The organism is Enemella dayhoffiae (assembly GCF_002250625.1).
In the GTDB taxonomy this organism is placed as follows: Bacteria; Actinomycetota; Actinomycetes; order Propionibacteriales; family Propionibacteriaceae; genus Enemella; species Enemella dayhoffiae.
Map to the genome: position 1 here is coordinate 293,427 of NZ_NMVQ01000023.1, position 17,780 is coordinate 311,206.

Consider the following 17,780-nt stretch of genomic DNA (forward strand, 5'->3'; position numbering starts at 1 on the left):
CCATGGCAACCCGCTTCGACGACCGGCTCCTGGGTGGCATCGAGACCGGGTACGCCTATCGCGAGGACGCCGAACCGTTGCGCGGGCTGCGCGCGGTCAACCGGGAGCTCGCCCGCCAGGTCGCCGCCGACGTGCTGGAGACCGCCCAGCCGCCGCGTCTGGCGTACCGGCACCTGGTCAGCACCCGGATCCGCGGCCGTGAGGTGTGCGCGTTCGGGGTGGGGGACCTGCTCGGCCGCGGGCTGGGCAGCTGTCTGCTGGTCCGCCTCGACGGTGAGCTGCCCTATCTGCGCATACAGGCGCAGGGGGACTTCTCCCGACACGACGTACGCCTCGGCGACCCGACCTTGGACAACACGTTCCGGATCGACAGCGAGGTGCCCAACGACAGTTCCCCGCTGGCCCGGGCCTGGTTGCGGGCGCTGGTCACCCCGGGCGTACGCAGGGTGCTGCTCACCCACAGCCCCATCGACTGGAGCATCGTCGGTCACCACCTGCTGCACCTGGCGACGTACCACCCGCCCGAGCGCGCCGAGAAGTTGATCACCGACGAGGGGAAGCACCTGGTCTCGCTGGCCGAGGCGATCGACCCCAGCGTCTACCACCAGTTCGGCACCGCCGGCGACCCGGACGCCGCCGCGGTCGACCAGTGGTTGGCCGAGCCGGAGGACACCTCCGAACCCCCGCTCGTGGCCCGCCACGACGATCCGCCCGGCGGCGGCTGGCCGCTACTGCCCGGCGCGCGCCCGTGAACGGACTGGAGTCCCGGCGCTCCGACGCGGCCTGGGGTGTGGCCGCCGGCTCGGTGCTGCTCAGCCCGGTGGTGCTGCTGGTCGGTGCGCTGATCGCGCCCGGGGTCTGGCTGGTGGTGCCCGCGCTGGGCACCGGGCTGTGCGTGGCGTTCGTGGCGATGCTGGCCCGCGCCTGGCGATCCGGCGGCCCCGGCCCCGTCGAACGGGCCCGGCGGCTGACCGGGCAGCGGGCCCGCCGGCGCCGCAACAGCTTCGCCATCACCCGGCACCTCCCCGCCTCGGTGACCCTGACCCGGGAGGTGGGCGACCTAGCCCTGCTCTGGGCGGACACGATGCCGCCGGACAACTTCGGCCCCGGGCACCTGGAGAACCGGATGGAAGGGTTCGTCGCGGCGCGGCGCTCCAGCAACTCCGAACCGACCCGGTTCACCGGCTTCGAGCACGTGGACCCGGACGGCGGGCGACGCTGGTACCTGATGGTGCCGCTGCCCGGCCCGCTGCCGCCGCTGGAAGTGATCCGCGAGCGCGGCGTACGCTCCGAGGCCGCCTTCCGCACCGGTGACCCGCACTTCGACCGGCTCTATCGGATCACCAGCACCTGGTCCGGCGCAGCCGCGACACAGGCATACCTCGCCGCCTTCTTCAGCGAACCGGTGGTCGCCCAGATGAAGGAGGTCGCCTTCGCCTGGCGGGTCCGCGGCCGTTTCCTGATCGCCACTCCCGAGGTGGACGACGCGGCCAAGGCGGTGGCGTACGCCCAGAACTTCGGCACCCAGCTGGCGCTGATCGCCGACCGGCTGCCCGAGCAGCTGTTCGCCCGGTATGCCGACTGGTACGCCCCATTCGACGGACTGCCCCCGGGCCTGGCCAACCCCGACGACCTACGCTGACTCGCGCCCCGGCTCCGCCTCCGGCTCGCGGGCCAGCTCCGGCGTGCGCTCTCGCTCCAGTGACCGGTACAACCCGATCATCACCAGCACCATCACCACGGCGAACGGCAGCGCCATGATGATCGTCGCGTTCTTGAGCGCGTCGATCCCGCCGACCAGCAGCATCGCGATGGTGAGCACGCCGGTCGCCAGCGCCCACAGGATGCGCAGGGTGGCCCGCCCGTCGGTCTTCGGGTCGGGCAGGTGGGAGGACAGGTTGGCCATCACCAGCGCCGCCGAGTCGGCCGAGGTGACATAGAACAACAGGCCGACCAGGGTGGCCAGCCCGACCAGGAACAGCGGCAACGGATAGGTCTGCAGCAGCGTGAAGAAGCCGAGCTCGGGGGAGTTCGACGCCTGTTCGCCGAAGCCGGCGTCCCCGTCGGCGATCCGTTTCACCGCACTGTTGCCGAACACGCTCACCCACATGACGATGTAGCTGAACGGGATCGTCAGCGTACCGAGCACGAACTGCCCGATCGTCCGGCCCCGCGAGATGCGCGCCAGGAACATGCCGACGAAGGACGCCCAGGCGATCCACCACGCCCAGAAGAACAACGTCCAGCTGTTCATCCACTCCTGCGGATAGCCGTACGCCATCGTGTCCAGCGTCATCCCGGGGAACATCGCCACGAAGTCGCCGACGTTCATCACCGCGGCGCGCAGCAGGAAGGTGGTGTCGCCGGTGACCAGCACCCAGCCGGCCAGCAGGATCGCCAGCAGCACGTTGAGCTGGGACAGGAATCGGATCCCGCGATCGACTCCGGTGGTCGCCGAGACGGCCGCCACCACGACGGCGAGCACCGTGAGCCCTATCTGGGCCGGGATTCCCTGGGGTACGCCGGTGAGGATGTCCAGGCCGACGTTGAGCATGACCACCCCGATGCCGAGCGAGGCGGCGACGCCGAAGATGGTGCCCAGCATCGTGGCGATGTCGACGGCGTCGCCGAGGGTCCCGTGCACGCGCTTGCCGAACAGCGGCGACAGGGCGGAGCGAACCGCCAGCGGCAGGCCCTTGCGATAGGCGAAATAGGTCAGCGCGATCCCCATCAGCGCATACATCGCCCACCCGGTGATGCCGTAGTGGAACATCGTCCACACGGTCGCCTCGCGCGCCGCGTCGGCGGTGCCGCCGGGGGACTGCGGCGGGGTGAGATATTGGGCGGCCGGTTCGGCGACGGCATAGAACATCAGGTCGGTTCCGATGCCGGCGGCGAACAGCATCGCCGCCCACGCGAACGTGCTGTACTCGGGACGATCGGAGTCCTTGCCCAGGCGTACCCGGGAATGCCGTGCTCCCACGAGGATGACGAACACCAGCACCACGGTGGCCAGGGCGATGTAGAACCAGCCGAACCAGTCCGAGGTCAGCAGAACCGCCGCCCCGAGCAGTTCGCCGGCTCCGGTGGGGTCGAGCAGCGCCCAGGTCGCGATGAGCGCCGTGATCACCGCCGAGACGGCGAGCACCAGCCACTTCGCCGGGGGTCGGTGCGTGGGCGCCTGCTGCTGATCAACCTGTGTGCTCACCGGGCGAGGCTATCCAGTTGGCATCATTCAGGAGCGGAACCGGGGAGCGAGTCGGGAGGAACGGCCCGGTTTGACCCACTCGGGAGCGGCGCGTAGGCTTGATCCTCGGTGCTCAGTGGACGCAGAACCACGTGCGGCTGCGGCATCTCCACCGATCGGGTCGCCCTGCGCCACGCGCTGGGGCCGGGCCCATTGACGAAGACAGAGAGTAGGTCAGGCGTGTACGCGATCGTGCGCAGTGGCGGCCGCCAGCACAAGGTTGCCGTGGGTGACGTCGTCGAGATCGACAAGGTCACCGACGAGGTCGGCTCCAGCGTCAAGCTGCAGCCGCTCCTGCTGGTCGACGGCGAAACCGTCACCTCCGACAAGGGTGCTCTGGACAAGGCCTCGGTGACCGCCGAGGTGCTGGCCGAGACCAAGGGTCCGAAGATCCGGATCATGAAGTTCAAGAACAAGACCGGCTACCGCAAGCGCCAGGGCCACCGCCAGCGCTACACGCAGGTCAAGGTCACCGGAATCAAGGCGTGAGGGGCTGATCACAGATGGCACACAAGAAGGGCGCGTCCTCGACCCGCAACGGTCGTGACTCCAACTCCCAGCGGCTCGGCGTGAAGCGTTTCGGCGGCCAGCTGGTCAACGCCGGCGAGATCATCGTCCGCCAGCGCGGCACCCACTTCCACCCGGGCGACGGCGTCGGCCGCGGGGGCGATGACACCCTGTTCGCGCTGCGCGCGGGCAACGTCGAGTTCGGCACCCGGCGCGGGCGCCGCGTGGTCAACGTGACCCCGGTCGAGGTCGCCGCCAGCGCGAGCTGACAAGCACTCCACCAGAGCGCCTCGGTCCCCCAGCGGACCGGGGCGCTTGGTCGTTCCGGACCGCGCTTGAGGGGCGACGGCTGACCGGCTGCCGAGGTCAGGGATTGAGTGCCGCGCAGAATAGGTTAGGCTAACCTCACCCAACCGAAGAGAGGTTCAGCGATGAGCGAGCAGCAGCGCACGCGGCGTAGGCCGAAGTCGGTGACGGTCGTCGCGACCGAACGACTCAGCCCCGAGCTGGTCCGGGTGATCCTGACCGGGGAGGACCTGCGCCAGCTTCCGCCGCTGGAGTTCACCGACCACTACGTGAAACTGCTCTTCCCGCCGCCGGGCGCGGCGTACGCCTGGCCCTTCGACCCGGAACAGCTCCGCGCGACCAGGCCTGCGGACGAGTGGCCGCTCACCCGCACCTACACGATTCGCTGGTTCGATCGCGACACGGCAAGACTGGCGATCGACTTCGTGGTGCACGGTGATCAGGGCATCGCGGGTCCGTGGGCGGCCGCCGTGCAGCCCGGGGAACAGATCGGATTCCTGGGTCCGGGTGGCGCCTGGGCGCCGGATCCTGCCGCCGGGGACCACCTGCTCGTCGGCGACGAATCGGCTCTGCCGGCCATCGCGGCGGCCCTGGACGCCCTGCCCACCGGCGCGCCGGCGCGCGCCTTCCTCGAGGTGTCCAGCCCGGAAGCGGAGGTGCCGGTACGCTGCGGCGGCGGCATCGACGTCACCTGGGTGCACCGGGGCGCCCACCCCCACGGCACCGCCCTCGCCGCGACGGTCCGCGCGGCGGTGACCCCCACCCCGGAGCTGCGCGCCTTCGTGCACGGCAACGCCGAGATGGTCAAGGACCTGCGTCGGTGGCTTTTCGTCGAACACCGGGTGCCCCGGGACCAGGTGTCCATCTCCGGCTATTGGCGGACCGGTCTCGACGAGGCGGGCTGGCAGTCGACCAAGCGCGACTTCAACGCCGAGCTGGAACGCGACGAGGCGCGGCTGACCGACGTGGCCTGAGCTGACGGCGTACGCTCGCCCTGCCGTCCACCGCCGCCGACGCGGTCGCCGCAGCAGCGATTGCCGCCCGAAAGCTAGACTGGGCGGTCGCAGCCAGAGACGGGACACAGCATGGCCATTCCTTCCTTCGTCGACCAGGTCACCCTCGAGGTGGCCGGGGGTAACGGCGGACACGGTTGCGCCTCCATCCACCGCGAGAAGTTCAAACCGCTCGGCGGTCCCGACGGCGGCAACGGCGGTGACGGCGGCTCCGTCGTGCTGCGCGTCGACCCCGGCCTGACCACGCTGGTGGAGTTCCACCGCAGTTCTCGGCGCCGGGCCAGCAACGGCCAGCCGGGCAAGGGTGACCACCAGAACGGCGCCCGCGGCGAGGACGTCGTGCTCGCGGTGCCCGACGGCACCGTGATCACCGACGCCGACACCGGCGAACAGCTCGCCGACCTGACCGGCAACGGTGCCGAGCTGGTGGTCGCCTCCGGGGGCAAGGGTGGTCTCGGCAACGCGGCGCTGGCGACGGCCGCCCGCAAGGCCCCCGGGTTTGCCCTGCTCGGTGAGGAGGGTGAGTCCCGGCGCGTCACCATGGAGCTCAAGGTGGTCGCCGATGTGGGCCTGGTCGGCTTCCCGAGCGCCGGCAAGTCGTCCTTGGTGGCCGCGATCTCGCGGGCCCGGCCCAAGATCGCCGACTATCCGTTCACCACCCTGGTGCCCAACCTCGGCGTCGTGGTCGCCGGCGACACCACCTTCACCGTCGCCGACGTCCCCGGCCTGATCGAGGGGGCCTCCGAGGGCCGCGGGTTGGGCCACGACTTCCTGCGCCACATCGAGCGCTGCGCCGCGCTGGTGCACGTGATCGACTGCGCCACCTTCGAGCCGGGCCGTGACCCGCTGTCGGATCTCGACGTGATCGAGGCCGAGCTGACCGCCCACGGCGGGCTCGACGACCGGCCCCGGCTGGTCGCGCTGAACAAGGCCGACGTACCCGACGGGCACGACCTGGCCGAGATCGTGCTGCCCGAGGTGGAGGCCCGCGGTTGGCCCACTTTCGTCATCTCCACCAAGTCGGGGGAGGGTCTGCAGTCGCTCACCTTCGCGATGGCAGATCTGGTACGCCGCCGCCGCGAGACGCTGCCCCCGCCGGCGGCCCCGCGCGTGGTGCTGCGCCCCGAACCGGTGACCGGCGGTGAGGAGTTCACCATCAAGCGGATCGGTGACGGCGAGGGCGGCCACCTGTGGCGGGTCCGCGGTGCCAAGCCCGAGCGGTGGGTCCGCCAGACCGACTTCAACAACCCCGAGGCGGTGGGCTATCTGGCCGACCGGCTGAACCGGATCGGCATCGAGACCAAACTCCTCGAGCTGGGTGCCCGGGCCGGGGACGCGGTCGCCATCGGCGGTGAGGACGCCGTCGTCTTCGACTTCTCCCCGCAGATCGACATCGGCGCCGAGATCCTTTCCCGGCGCGGCGAGGACGACCGGGTGCTCGACGAGCGCCCCGCCGTCGCCCGCCGCCGCGCCCGCGACGCCGAATATCACGCCTCCCAGGCCGGTGCCGAGCCCGAGACCCAGGGCATGCGCCGCGGGTACGCCAAGTCCCACCGCCCCACGTCGGCTGAGCGTTCCGGCACGGTGGCTGAGCCTGTCGAAACCGCCGACGCCGATGAGTGACCTGGCCGCGGACTGGTTCGGCTCCGCACCCCGGGTCGTCGTCAAGGTCGGCTCCTCCTCGCTGACCACCCCGCAGGGGGCGATCGACCCGGACCGGATCCAGTCCCTGGTGGATGCCCTGGCGGGCGTACGCGCGGCCGGGCGCGAGGTCGTCCTGGTCTCCTCAGGTGCGATCGCGGCCGGGATCTCCCCGCTCGGGCTGAAACGCCGCCCCCGCGACCTGGCCACCCAGCAGGCGGCCGCCTCGGTGGGGCAGGGGCTGCTGGTGGCGCACTACACGCGGCGGTTTCTCGAGCACGGCTGGCGGGTCGGTCAGGTGCTGCTCACCGTCGACGACGTCACCCGCCAGGGCCTCTATCGCAACGCCTATCGCACCCTGGCCAAGCTGCTCGACTTCGGGGTGATCCCGATCGTCAACGAGAACGACACCGTCGCCACCCACGAGATCCGCTTCGGCGACAACGACCGACTGGCCGCGCTGGTTGCCCACCTGGTGCACGCCGACGCGCTGGTGCTGCTCAGCGATGTGGACGCCCTCCATACCGACCACCCGTCCCGGCCCGGTGCCCGCCGCATCCCCGAGGTCGCCGACGCGACCGAACTTGCCGGGGTGGACATCTCCCGCACCGGCTCGGCGGTCGGCACCGGTGGCATGGTGACCAAGGTGCAGGCGGCCGAGATCGCCACCTCGGCTGGGATCCCGACCCTGCTCACCTCCGCCGCCAACGCCGCCTCGGCGCTCTCCGGGGCTGACGTCGGCACTCGGTTCGCGGTCACCGGCAAGCGCCGACCGACCCGGTTGCTCTGGCTGCAGCACGCCTCCTACACCGCCGGCCAGCTGCACCTGGACGCCGGCGCGGTGCGCGCCCTCGTCGAACGCAACGCGTCCCTGCTGCCGGTCGGAATCACCGCCGTGGAAGGGGAATTCTCGGCCGGGGAGCCGGTCAACCTGGTCACCCCCGAGGGAGCCGTCACGGCGCGCGGGCTGGTCGGTTTCGACGCCGCCGACCTGCGACGGATGATCGGCAAGGACAGCCGCGAGCTGCTCAGCGCCCTCGGCGAGGACTACGAAGGGGTCGCCGTGCACCGCGACGTGCTGGTGATTCTCAACCGACACAGGGAGAAATCGTGACCGAACCACCCAACACCCTGCTCCGCGACCGGCTCATCGTCACCGGGAGCGCCGTCGTCTGGCTCGTCGGCACCCTGCTCGGGCTCGGCCTGGTCGGCGGCTCCTCGGTGTCGGCGCAGGGCAACGGGCTGTTCAGCGACCACGCCACCCTGATCGCCCCACACGGTCCCGCCTTCTCCATCTGGTCGGCGATCTACCTCGGCCTGGCCGGCTACGTGCTCTGGCAGTGGCTGCCCGGGACCGCGCGCCAGCCCTGGGCCGGGCGTACCAGGATCCCCGCCGCGGCAACCCTTGCCCTGAACGGGGTCTGGCTGCTCGTGGTGCAGGCGCAGTGGGTGGGGGCAGCGTGCTGGTGATCGCCCTGCTGGTCGCCGCGCTCGGCTGGCTGCACCGCCGCACCCGCGACCTGCCCGACGCCGGTTGGGGCGCCCGGGTCTGGGTGCAGCTCACCTTCGGGCTCTACCTGGGCTGGGTGTGCGTGGCGACCTGCGCCAACGTGGCGCTCGCGCTGGTCGGCTCCGGCGTACCCGCTGCCGGCGCTCTGGCGACCGTGCTCACCCTCGTCGTCCTGCTGGTCGTGCTCGCCGTGTTCGCCGTCACCGCCGGCCGGCTGCTCACCCACCGCTGGAGCGTTCTCGCGGTGGCCGCGGCGATCGCCTGGGGGCTCGGCTGGGCGGCCTTCGCCCGGTACGCCGGGGAGTTGCGCTCGATCCCCGTCACCTGGGTGGCCGCGCTGGTGGCGCTGCTGGTGCTGGTGCTGGCGGCGCTGCGCAGCGTACGCCTCAGCCGCCCAGCAACGCGCTGAGCGCGGCCCGCAGCTCGGCCAGGTTCTGCCGCACCCACGGCAGCCCCAGCGGATGATCGGAGTCGATCGCCTGCTGACGTTCGGCCGGCGTACGCCCGAACAGCATCGAGGTGGCCAGCCGCAACGTCAGCCGCTCCGGTGCGTCGCCGAAGGCGACCCCGGGCAGGGTGGCGATGCCGTACCGCTCCAGCAGGGTTGTGGCCAGCGAGGCGGAGTCGGTGACGCCCGCCTCCTGCAGCCGCTCGCGGTGCGCCTCGAAGTCGGGATAGAGATAGAACCCGCCGCCCGCCGGCACGTGGCGTACGCCCAACTCGGCCAGGCAGGCGGCGACCCCGCCGACGATCGCACCGTGCAACCGGGCGCTGTCGCGGAACCGCCCGCGTACCTCCGGCGGTTCCCGAACGCCCAGGTCGCGGCCCGCTGGACCGGCATCGGCGGCACCGACCAGATCTCGCTGGCCAGGTTGAGCACCGCGGCCCGCGTGTGCCACCCGAACTCGTTGTCGGGGACGGCCAGCACCCCGATCCGCCAGCCGCCGACGGCCAGGTTCTTGCTCAACCCGCAGGTCACGAAGGTTCGCCCGCTCACCAGCTCGGCCGGGCCGACCACCCGGCGGTCCGGGTCGTGGACCAGGTCGCGATAGATCTCGTCGCTGATCAGCGGCAGGTCGTGTTCCTCGGCCACCCGGGACAACTCGGCGATCGTGTCCGGATCGGCCACCGCACCGGTGGGGTTGTCGACCAGCGTGAGCAGCACGCTGAACGGCGGACGACCATCGGTCCGGGCGTGTTCGCGGGCCAGCTCGGCGATCCGGGTGGGATCTGGTACGCCGCCCTGACCGGGCCTGGGGTCGACCCAGATCACTGCCAGGCCGGTGATCCGGGCCTGGGCTGCATAGCTGACCCAGCTGGGCCGAGGTAGCACCACCGGCAGATCGAGGGTCCGCAGCAGCGCGAACAGCAACGGTTTGCTGCCCGGCCCGGCGACCACCGTGTCCGCGGTGGCCCGACAGCCGCGCCGACCCAGATAACCGGCTGCGGCCTCGCGCAGCTCGACGGTGCCGGCCACCGGGCCGTAACCGCCCTCGGCGGCCGCCTCGGCCAACTTCTGCTGGAGCTCCGGCAGCACCGGCACGTTCGCCTCGCCGAAGCCCAACGGCACGACCGGCAGCCCGGCCCGGCGCCGCCGGTCGATCTCCTCGTTGATGGCCAGGGTGGGGGACAGCCCGTCGAGTCGTGTCGTCACCCTCCCCAGTCTGGTCGATGCGGGCCGGGATTCCACCGAACAAGACAACTTGTCTCGCGGAGGCGTACAACAATGCACCCATTGCCCAGCCCGCTGGCCGGTTGACCCAATCGTGACCAACGAATTCGTTCCGGCCCGGGCAGTGCTGCGCTACTGTCGGGCCAGCCCAAACCCGGGCAGCGAGGTCACGACCCGTTTCACTCCAACGAGGTAGGAACTGTGCAGAAACTCAATCTTCGTCGGGCCATCGCGGCCGTCGGCGTACTCGCGCTGACCGTGGGCATGGGCGCCTGCGCGGAGAGCAAGCGCGAAGGAAACAGCGGTAGCGGCGGCACCGGCGGGAGCGGCAACGACACGTTCATCTTCGCCGGCTCCTCCGACCCGGTGATGATGGACCCGGCCTTCGCCTCCGACGGTGAGTCGTTCCGCATCTCGCGCCAGCTGTTCGAGGGCCTGGTCTCGGTCAAGCCCGGCACCACCGAACTCGAGCCGCTGCTCGCCACCAAGTGGCAGTCGGCCGGCGATGGCAAGTCACACACGTTCACCCTGAAGACCGGGGTCAAGTTCCACGACGGCACGGATTTCAATGCCGCCGCCGTGTGCGCCAACTTCGACCGCTGGGCCAACTGGAAGGGCCTGAACCAGAACGAGAACATCTCGTACTACTACGGCAAGCTCTTCCAGGGCTTCAAGACCCCCGAGGCCGGCGGCACCCCGGGCATCTACGACGGCTGCGAGGCGAAGTCCGACTCCGAGGTCACGATCAAGCTGAACAAGCCGTTCGCTGCGTTCATCGACGCGATGACCCTGCCCGCGTTCGCGATGCAGAGCCCGGCCGCGATGAAGCAGTACAACGCCGACGACGTGCAGGGTGACGCCAAGGACCCGCGCTTCTCGGCGTACGCCACCCAGCACCCGACCGGCACCGGGCCGTTCAAGTTCGCCAAGTGGGACCGCGGCCAGCAGGTCGTGCTCGAGCGCAACGACGCCTATCACGGTGAGAAGGCGAAGGTGTCCAAGGCGATCGTGCGGATCATCTCCGACCCGAAGGCGCGCACCCAGGAACTGGTGGCCGGCAACATCGACGGCTACGACCTGGTCTCCCCGGCGGATATCCAACCGCTGAAGGAAAAGGGCCTGCAGGTGATGCAGCGCCAGCCGTTCACCATCTTCTACCTCGCCTTCAACCAGGCCACCCCCGCGCTGCAGGACAAGAAGGTGCGCGAGGCACTCTCCTACGCGATCGACAAGGATGCGCTGGTCAAGCAGAGCCTGCCCGAAGGCACCAAGACGGCGATCGAGTTCATGCCGGACAACGTGGTCGGTTACAACCCCAGCGTGACCCCGTACAAGTACGACCCGGAGAAGGCCAAGCAGCTGCTCAAGGAGGCCGGCCAGGAGAACCTGACCCTGAAGTTCGCCTATCCCACTGGGGTTTCCCGGCCCTACATGCCGACCCCGGAGAACTCGTTCGTCACCATCAAGGGCCAGCTGGAGAAGGTCGGCGTCAAGGTCGAACCGGTGACCGCCAAGTGGAGCCCGGACTACCTGGACATGACCCGCAAGCCCGAGGGCGTGGCCAAGCGCGACATCCACTTCCTCGGCTGGACCGGTGACTACAACGACCCCGACAACTTCGTCGGCGTCTTCTTCGGCAAGAAGGGCCTCGAGTGGGGCTTCGACAACCCGGAGTTGTTCAAGGCCCTGCAGGACGCGCGTCAGCTGCCCACCAAGGAGGCGCAGGCCGAGGCGTACAAGAAGATCAACGCGCAGATCGCCGACTTCGTGCCCGGGGTGCCGCTGGCGCACCCGGCCCCGTCGCTGGCGTTCGGCAAGGGTGTGAAGGGATACACCCCGAGCCCCGTGCAGGACGAGGTCTGGAACACCGTCACCGTCCAGCGTTGATCCTGTCCCTACAGTGAATCGCCCAGCCGTGGATGGGGTCCGACCGACCCCATCCGCGGCCGCGTGTGAGGACCACCCATGCTGAGATTCGTCGTCCGGCGGCTGCTGCTCATGGTGCCCGTGCTGATCGGGCTGAGCGTGCTGCTGTTCGCCTGGTTGCGTGCCCTGCCAGGAGATCCGGCCTCGGCGCTGCTCGGGGACAAGGCCACCCCCGAGGCGGTGGCCCGGATCAACGCGCAGTATGGCTTCGATCAGCCGCTGCCGGTGCAGTATGTGAAGTATGTCAGTCAGCTGATCCAGGGCGACTTCGGCAACTCGCCGCGCACCGGTCAGCCGGTGGTCGGCACGTTCATCGAACGGTTCCCCGCAACGATCGAGCTTTCCGTTGCCGCGCTGCTGTTCGCGCTGGTGGTCGGCATCCCGCTCGGCTATTTCGCGGCCAAGCGGGCCGGCGGCATCCTCGACACGATCGCGGTCACCAACTCCCTGATCGGGGTGGTGATCCCGGTGTTCGTGCTCGCCTATCTGTTGAAGGTGATTTTTGCGATCGGCATTCCCGGGTTGGAGTTCCTGGCGATCCTGCCCACCTCCGGTCGTCAGAACGTACGCCTCGAGGCGACCCACATCACCAACCTGTATGTCCTGGACGGGTTGATGACCCGCGAGTTCGACGCGGCCTGGGACGCGATCAAGCACCTGATCCTGCCCGGCATCGCGCTCGGTTCCATCCCGCTCGCCGCCGTGACCCGGATGACCCGGGCCTCGGTGCTCGACGTGCTGGGCGAGGACTACGTGCGCACCGCCACCGCCAAGGGTCTCGCCCAGGGGCTGATCAACCGTCGGCACGTGCTGAAGAACGCGATGCTGCCGATCATCACCACGATCGGTCTGCAGACCGGGCACCTGCTCTCCGGGGCCGTGCTGACCGAGGGCGTGTTCGCGTTCAACGGCATCGGCTCCTATCTGTTCGAGGCGATCTCGTCGCTGGATTATGCGGTGCTGCAGGGGTTCATCCTGTTCATCGCGATCATCTACGCCCTGGTCAACCTGCTGGTCGACCTGCTCTATGGGGTGTTCGACCCGAGGATGCGTGCGTCATGACCGACACCCCGAAGCAGGAGCACGCCACAGCCGCCGACGAGCTGGCCGCGCTGAGCACCGACGTTGCCGACCGCCGCCCGCAGGCGCTGATCGACGCGATGGGCCCGCAGACCGAGAGCCAGGAGACCGGCACCAGCCTGTGGGCGGGCGCCCTCCAGCGGCTGCGCCGCAACCCGTCGGCGATCATCGGCGGAATCATCGTCGTGGCGTTCATCGCGGTCGCGCTGCTGGCCCCGCTGCTCGCCCCCTACAAGCCGTCCACCACCGAGTGGGCCAACGAGATCACCCCGTCCACGCTGCCCGACTTCAGCCCCGAACACCCGCTGGGCCTGGACTCCTTCGGCTCGGATTTCCTGACCCAGTTGATCTATGGCGCCCGGCAGTCGCTGATCATCGGCGTCGTCTCCACCCTGCTCGGGCTGGCCGGTGGTGCGCTGGTCGGCGGGCTCGCCGGCGCCTTCGGCGGGTGGGTGGACACCCTGGTGATGCGGTTCGTGGACATCCTGCTGTCCATCCCCGCGCTGCTGCTGGCGGTGTCGGTGGCGGCGGTGATGGGTCGGCGCCCCGAGGCGTTGATGGTGGCGATCGCGGCCGCCCAGGTGCCGGTGTTCGCCCGGCTGCTGCGCGCCTCGATGCTGAAACAGCGCGGCCAGGACTATGTGCTGGCCTCCACCTCGCTGGGGCTGCGGCACCGGACCGTGGTGATGAGCCACATCCTGCCCAACTCGCTGGGCCCGGTGATCGTGCAGGCGACGCTGATGCTGGCTACCGCGATCATCGAGGTCGCGGCGCTGTCCTACCTGGGGTTGGGCGCCCCCGACCCGACCGTCGCCGAATGGGGCCGGATGCTGGTCAAGGCGCAGGAGCGGCTCGAGTCCGACCCCCACCTGACCCTGCTGCCCGGCCTGTGCATCGCGGTCACCGCGCTCGGCTTCACCCTGCTCGGTGAGGCGCTGCGCGAGGCCCTCGACCCGAAGACCCGACGATGACCGGCCCCGAGGAGCAGGAGGTGGACAACCCGATGGCGACCGAGAAACCCACCAGGGCGGGTAAACAGCGCGCCGAGGTGCTGCTCGACGTGAAGGACCTGCGGGTCAGTTTCGGCCGCCGCGGGCAGACCCCGTTCGTCGCCGTGGACGGGGTTTCCTTCGACGTGCGCCCCGGCGAGGTGGTCGGCATCGTCGGTGAATCCGGCTCCGGCAAGTCGGTGTCCTCGATGGCGGTGATGGGGCTGCTGCCGAAGCGTGGGGTGAAGATCTCCGGCGAGGCCAACTATCGCGGCCGTAACCTGCTCACCATGCCCGGCCGGGAGCTGAACCGGCTCCGCGGCAAGGAACTGGCGATGGTGTTCCAGGACCCGATGAGCTCGCTCAACCCGGTCGTCACGGTCGGCACCCAGATCACCGAGGTGCTGCACGCGCACCAGAAGATCTCCAGCCAGGACGCCAAGAACGAGGCGATCGACCTGCTCGACCGCTGCGGCATCCCCGATCCGGCGCGCCGGTTCACCGAATATCCGCACCAGCTCTCCGGCGGCATGCGGCAGCGGGCGCTGATCGCGGTTTCCCTGGCCTGCAAGCCGAAGCTGCTGATCTGCGACGAGCCGACCACCGCGCTGGATGTGACCATCCAGGCGCAGGTGCTGGAACTGCTCGCCGAGCTGGTCCGCGATATGGGCACGGCGATGATCATGATCACCCACGACCTGGGCGTGGTGGCCGGGCTGTGCGACCAGGTGAACGTGATGTATGCCGGGCGGATCGTCGAGTACGCCCCGCGCAAGGACCTGTTCGCCCATCCGCGGCATCGCTACACCGAGGGACTGCTGTCGTCGATCCCGCGGCTGGACGCGCCGCGCGGTGAACCGTTGACCCCGATCCCGGGCACCCCGCGGGACACCATCAGCTGGTCCAAGGCGTGCGCGTTCGCCCCGCGCTGCCGCCACGTCACCGACGCGTGTGTGACCGCCGACATCGAGTTGACGGAGATGGGGTTCGAGCATCGGGTGCGGTGCGTCCATCCGGCCGAGGTGGCCGAAACCCAGGAGGTGCTGCGATGACCGACGACCTGCTGGTGGTGGAAGACCTGAAGGTGCACTACCCGATCCGCCGCGGGCTGGTGTTCGACCGCACCGTCGGGCACGTCAAGGCCGTCGACGGGGTCGACCTGCGGATCCCGCGGGGGCGTACCTATGGGCTGGTGGGGGAGTCCGGCTGCGGCAAGTCCACCCTGGGTCGGGCACTGCTCCGGCTGGAGGACACCGCCGGCGGCAGCATCTCCTTCGACGGCACGGACATCACGGCGTTGAAGGGGGAGACCCTGCGCAGGCTGCGGCGGCGGATGCAGATGGTGTTCCAGGATCCGATGTCCTCGCTCGATCCGCGCCAGTCGATCCAGTCGCTGCTGCTCGAACCGCTGAAGGTGCACGGGCTTTCGGAGCAGGACACCGAGGAGTTCGGCAAGAACTCCGACAAGGCATACCTCGCCAAGGCCGTGCAGATGCTGGAGCTGGTCGGGATGCCGCGCTCGGCGCTGGCGAAATATCCGCACGAGTTCTCGGGCGGGCAGCGGCAGCGGATCGGGATCGCCCGCGCGGTCATCCTGAACCCCGAGCTGGTGATCGCCGACGAGCCGGTGTCGGCGCTGGACGTGTCGGTGCAGGCGCAGGTGATCAACCTGCTGGAGCGGCTGCAGGAGATGTTCGGGCTGACCTATGTGGTGATCGCCCATGACCTGGCCGTGGTGCGCCACATCTCCGACTCGATCGGGGTGATGTACCTGGGTCGGCTGGTCGAGGAGGCGCCCTCGGACGACCTGTATGCCGAACCGCTGCACCCCTACACGATCGCGCTGATGTCGGCCATCCCGGTGCCGGATCCGGAGGTGGAGGACGGCCGCGAGCGGATCCTGCTCACCGGCGATCTGCCTTCGCCGGCCAATCCGCCGGCCGGCTGCCGCTTCCACACCCGATGCCCGTGGCGGCAGGAGACCCGGTGCGATTCCGAGGTGCCCGAGCTGCGCGAGGTACGCCCCGGTCGCCGGGTCGCCTGCCACTACGTGGAGCAGATCGTCTCCGGCGAGATCAGGCCCCGGGACGGTCAGGTCGCAGAGCCGCTGGAACACCGGGGCTGACTTCCGCGGCGGGCCCGGTACGCCGGAGCAGCCACCACGACAGTGGCCGCCACCCCGACCGTCAACACCGCGAGTCCGATCACCAGCACGGTTGGTGAGACGAACGAGCGCAATCAAATCCTTCGAGTACCGCAACGGGATTGGTGAGCATGTCGGGTTCCGGATGAACAGCTGAGCCGAGTGGCTCGATCGAGGCAGCGTATGCCGACCCCAGGACTCGTCCCGGGTCGGCGTACGGCCGATTCCGCAAGGGCCACGGACAGCCGCAGTGCGGCGGGAATCACGGCGTACGCTGGGCCGCATGGATTTCGCCGAACAGGGGGGCCGAGCCCGCGCCGCCAGCCGGGTGCTCGCCACCACCGACCGGGCCACCAAGGACCGCGCCCTGCACGCCATGGCCGACGCCCTGCTCGCCGCCCGCGAGGAGATCCTGACCGCCAACCGCGCGGACACCGACGCGGCCGAGCAGGCCGGCACCGCCGCCTCGCTGGTCGACCGGTTGCGGCTCACCGGTGCGCGGCTCGAGGGGATGGCTTCCGGCCTGCGGCAGCTGGCCGGGCTGCCTGACCCGGTCGGCGATGTGGTGCGCGGGTGGACCAACGCCAACGGCGTGGAGGTACGCCAGGTGCGGGTGCCGTTCGGCGTGGTCGCGATCATCTACGAGGCCCGACCCAACGTCACCGCCGACGCCGGCGGGATCGCGCTGAAGTCGGGCAATGCGGTGCTGCTGCGCGGATCGTCCTCGGCGCTGAATTCCAACACCGCCGTGGTTTCTGCGCTGCAGCAGGGACTCACCGACACCGGGCTGCCGGCCGACTGCATCCAACTGGTCACCGGCGGACGCGAGGTGACCGCCGAGCTGATGGCCGCCCGCGGCGTGGTCGACGTGCTGATCCCGCGCGGTGGTGCGGGGCTGATCAACGCGGTGGTGGAGGGCGCGAAAGTGCCGGTGATCGAGACCGGCACCGGCAACTGCCACCTGTTCGTCGACGCCGATGCCGATCAGGAGCAGGCCCTGCGAATCCTGCTGAACGCCAAGGTGCAGCGCCCCAGCGTGTGCAACGCGCTGGAAACCCTGCTGGTGCACCAGTCCGTGGCCGAGAGCTTCGTGCCCAAGGCGGTTGCGGCGCTGGGCGAGCACGGGGTCACCGTGCACGCCGAGACACGGTTCGCGGAGCTGGCCGGCGCCGACCAGGTCGTGCCCGCCATCGACGACGACTTCGAGGGGGAGTGGCTCTCGCTCGACCTGTCGGCGAAGGTTGTCGACTCCTTGGACGAGGCGCTGGAGCACGTCCGCCGCCACAGCACCGGACACTCGGAGACCATCGTCACCGAGAACCTGGCCAGCGCCCGGCGCTGGCAGGCCGAGGTGGACGCCGCGGCGGTGCTGGTGAACGCGTCCAGCCGATTCGTGGACGGTGAGGAGTTCGGTTTCGGTGCCGAGATCGGGATCTCCACCCAGAAGTTGCACGCCCGCGGGCCGATGGGGCTGCCGGAGATGACGTCGACGAAATATCTGGTCACCGGCACCGGTCAGGTGCGCGGGTGAGTAACGGCCCGGTCGCGATCGTGCCGCGGTGCGCGCGAACGGCGGCCGTTCCGGTAGTCTGCGGCCATGCTGCTGCTCGAGACCGCCGCGGAGGGTGTGAACCACCTGCCGATCCCCGCCGTGGGATTTGGCCTGATCGCCCTCGCTCTGCTGATGGCCCTGCTCGCGATCGTGACCCACATCGGGGGCAGCAGACCGCACTCCTGAGGCGTACC

The 17,780-nt window shown here is 70.0% G+C and carries 18 protein-coding genes and 1 pseudogene; 16 read left to right on the top strand and 3 right to left on the bottom strand.

What is annotated here, in order from left to right; all coding sequences use genetic code 11:
• Window positions 1-2 precede the first annotated feature (2 nt).
• Together CGZ93_RS12310 and CGZ93_RS12315 are read left to right on the top strand one after the other, a co-directional pair.
• Window positions 3-752, top strand: a complete 750-nt coding sequence (locus CGZ93_RS12310) for a hypothetical protein (protein ID WP_094364436.1) — start codon at window positions 3-5, stop codon at window positions 750-752.
• A complete protein-coding gene (locus CGZ93_RS12315; RefSeq protein ID WP_094364437.1) occupies window positions 749-1,642 on the top strand; it encodes a hypothetical protein in 894 nt (297 codons plus the stop codon). The genes CGZ93_RS12310 and CGZ93_RS12315 overlap by 4 nt, the downstream gene beginning before the upstream one ends.
• Here the strand turns inward: CGZ93_RS12315 and CGZ93_RS12320 are convergent.
• A complete protein-coding gene (locus tag CGZ93_RS12320) occupies window positions 1,634-3,208 on the bottom strand; it encodes a BCCT family transporter (protein ID WP_094364439.1) in 1,575 nt (524 codons plus the stop codon). The two genes, CGZ93_RS12315 and CGZ93_RS12320, sit on opposite strands and share 9 nt — an antisense overlap.
• A gap of 219 nt (window positions 3,209-3,427) precedes the next feature.
• Between CGZ93_RS12320 and rplU the strand changes: the two genes are divergently transcribed.
• From rplU to CGZ93_RS12355, 7 genes and pseudogenes are all read left to right on the top strand, one after another.
• Window positions 3,428-3,736 carry a 50S ribosomal protein L21 gene (rplU, locus tag CGZ93_RS12325; RefSeq protein ID WP_094364440.1) on the top strand — a complete coding sequence of 103 codons (309 nt, stop codon included), beginning with the start codon at window positions 3,428-3,430 and terminating at the stop codon, window positions 3,734-3,736.
• A 14-nt stretch (window positions 3,737-3,750) separates the two neighbouring features.
• A complete protein-coding gene (gene rpmA / locus CGZ93_RS12330; protein WP_094364442.1) occupies window positions 3,751-4,023 on the top strand; it encodes a 50S ribosomal protein L27 in 273 nt (90 codons plus the stop codon).
• A gap of 162 nt (window positions 4,024-4,185) precedes the next feature.
• Complete coding sequence (locus tag CGZ93_RS12335) at window positions 4,186-5,034, top strand: siderophore-interacting protein (RefSeq protein WP_094364444.1); 849 nt, start codon at window positions 4,186-4,188, stop codon at window positions 5,032-5,034.
• A gap of 111 nt (window positions 5,035-5,145) precedes the next feature.
• Window positions 5,146-6,573 (top strand): annotated as a pseudogene (obgE, locus tag CGZ93_RS12340) (GTPase ObgE); the annotation flags it as partial.
• A gap of 115 nt (window positions 6,574-6,688) precedes the next feature.
• Window positions 6,689-7,828 (top strand): glutamate 5-kinase, encoded by a 1,140-nt coding sequence (proB, locus tag CGZ93_RS12345; protein ID WP_094364446.1) that lies wholly within the window; start codon window positions 6,689-6,691, stop codon window positions 7,826-7,828.
• Window positions 7,825-8,184, top strand: a complete 360-nt coding sequence (locus tag CGZ93_RS12350; protein ID WP_094364447.1) for a hypothetical protein — start codon at window positions 7,825-7,827, stop codon at window positions 8,182-8,184. The genes proB and CGZ93_RS12350 overlap by 4 nt, the downstream gene beginning before the upstream one ends.
• Window positions 8,175-8,633 carry a hypothetical protein gene (locus CGZ93_RS12355; RefSeq protein ID WP_094364448.1) on the top strand — a complete coding sequence of 153 codons (459 nt, stop codon included), beginning with the start codon at window positions 8,175-8,177 and terminating at the stop codon, window positions 8,631-8,633. The genes CGZ93_RS12350 and CGZ93_RS12355 overlap by 10 nt, the downstream gene beginning before the upstream one ends.
• Here the strand turns inward: CGZ93_RS12355 and CGZ93_RS19500 are convergent.
• Together CGZ93_RS19500 and CGZ93_RS12360 are read right to left on the bottom strand one after the other, a co-directional pair.
• Window positions 8,611-8,757, bottom strand: coding sequence for a hypothetical protein (locus CGZ93_RS19500; RefSeq protein WP_229117408.1), 147 nt, complete (start codon window positions 8,755-8,757; stop codon window positions 8,611-8,613). The genes CGZ93_RS12355 and CGZ93_RS19500 overlap by 23 nt on opposite strands.
• A gap of 2 nt (window positions 8,758-8,759) precedes the next feature.
• The gene (locus CGZ93_RS12360; RefSeq protein ID WP_229117409.1) at window positions 8,760-9,878 is read right to left on the bottom strand and encodes a pyridoxal phosphate-dependent aminotransferase; all 1,119 of its coding nucleotides are present in this window, start codon (window positions 9,876-9,878) and stop codon (window positions 8,760-8,762) included.
• Between the two features lie 219 nt (window positions 9,879-10,097).
• Here CGZ93_RS12360 and CGZ93_RS12365 point away from each other — a divergent pair, with 219 nt between their 5' ends.
• The 7 genes from CGZ93_RS12365 to CGZ93_RS18975 all read left to right on the top strand — a co-directional run bounded on the left by CGZ93_RS12365 (window position 10,098) and on the right by CGZ93_RS18975 (window position 17,772).
• On the top strand, window positions 10,098-11,783 hold the full coding sequence (locus CGZ93_RS12365) for an ABC transporter substrate-binding protein (protein WP_229117410.1): 1,686 nt from the start codon (window positions 10,098-10,100) through the stop codon (window positions 11,781-11,783).
• A gap of 78 nt (window positions 11,784-11,861) precedes the next feature.
• Window positions 11,862-12,884 (top strand): ABC transporter permease, encoded by a 1,023-nt coding sequence (locus tag CGZ93_RS12370; RefSeq protein WP_094364449.1) that lies wholly within the window; start codon window positions 11,862-11,864, stop codon window positions 12,882-12,884.
• Window positions 12,881-13,873 (top strand): ABC transporter permease, encoded by a 993-nt coding sequence (locus CGZ93_RS12375; protein ID WP_094364450.1) that lies wholly within the window; start codon window positions 12,881-12,883, stop codon window positions 13,871-13,873. The genes CGZ93_RS12370 and CGZ93_RS12375 overlap by 4 nt, the downstream gene beginning before the upstream one ends.
• Window positions 13,870-14,943, top strand: a complete 1,074-nt coding sequence (locus CGZ93_RS12380) for an ABC transporter ATP-binding protein (protein WP_229117411.1) — start codon at window positions 13,870-13,872, stop codon at window positions 14,941-14,943. The genes CGZ93_RS12375 and CGZ93_RS12380 overlap by 4 nt, the downstream gene beginning before the upstream one ends.
• Window positions 14,940-16,016, top strand: coding sequence for an ABC transporter ATP-binding protein (locus CGZ93_RS12385; protein WP_094364451.1), 1,077 nt, complete (start codon window positions 14,940-14,942; stop codon window positions 16,014-16,016). Before CGZ93_RS12380 ends, CGZ93_RS12385 begins: the two co-directional genes overlap by 4 nt.
• A 301-nt stretch (window positions 16,017-16,317) precedes the next feature.
• A complete protein-coding gene (locus CGZ93_RS12390; RefSeq protein WP_094364452.1) occupies window positions 16,318-17,565 on the top strand; it encodes a glutamate-5-semialdehyde dehydrogenase in 1,248 nt (415 codons plus the stop codon).
• Window positions 17,566-17,631: 66 nt separating this feature from the next.
• The gene (locus CGZ93_RS18975; protein ID WP_171196940.1) at window positions 17,632-17,772 is read left to right on the top strand and encodes a hypothetical protein; all 141 of its coding nucleotides are present in this window, start codon (window positions 17,632-17,634) and stop codon (window positions 17,770-17,772) included.
• Window positions 17,773-17,780: the final 8 nt, after the last annotated feature.

Coding starts and splice junctions, on each gene's coding strand:
- rpmA (WP_094364442.1), top strand. CDS start 3,751: ATGGCACACAAGAAGGGCGCGTCCTCGACCCGCAACGGTCGTGACTCC.
- CGZ93_RS12375 (WP_094364450.1), top strand. CDS start 12,881: ATGACCGACACCCCGAAGCAGGAGCACGCCACAGCCGCCGACGAGCTG.
- CGZ93_RS12335 (WP_094364444.1), top strand. CDS start 4,186: ATGAGCGAGCAGCAGCGCACGCGGCGTAGGCCGAAGTCGGTGACGGTC.
- CGZ93_RS18975 (WP_171196940.1), top strand. CDS start 17,632: ATGCTGCTGCTCGAGACCGCCGCGGAGGGTGTGAACCACCTGCCGATC.
- CGZ93_RS12380 (WP_229117411.1), top strand. CDS start 13,870: ATGACCGGCCCCGAGGAGCAGGAGGTGGACAACCCGATGGCGACCGAG.
- proB (WP_094364446.1), top strand. CDS start 6,689: ATGAGTGACCTGGCCGCGGACTGGTTCGGCTCCGCACCCCGGGTCGTC.
- CGZ93_RS12390 (WP_094364452.1), top strand. CDS start 16,318: ATGGATTTCGCCGAACAGGGGGGCCGAGCCCGCGCCGCCAGCCGGGTG.
- CGZ93_RS12385 (WP_094364451.1), top strand. CDS start 14,940: ATGACCGACGACCTGCTGGTGGTGGAAGACCTGAAGGTGCACTACCCG.
- CGZ93_RS12310 (WP_094364436.1), top strand. CDS start 3: ATGGCAACCCGCTTCGACGACCGGCTCCTGGGTGGCATCGAGACCGGG.
- CGZ93_RS12370 (WP_094364449.1), top strand. CDS start 11,862: ATGCTGAGATTCGTCGTCCGGCGGCTGCTGCTCATGGTGCCCGTGCTG.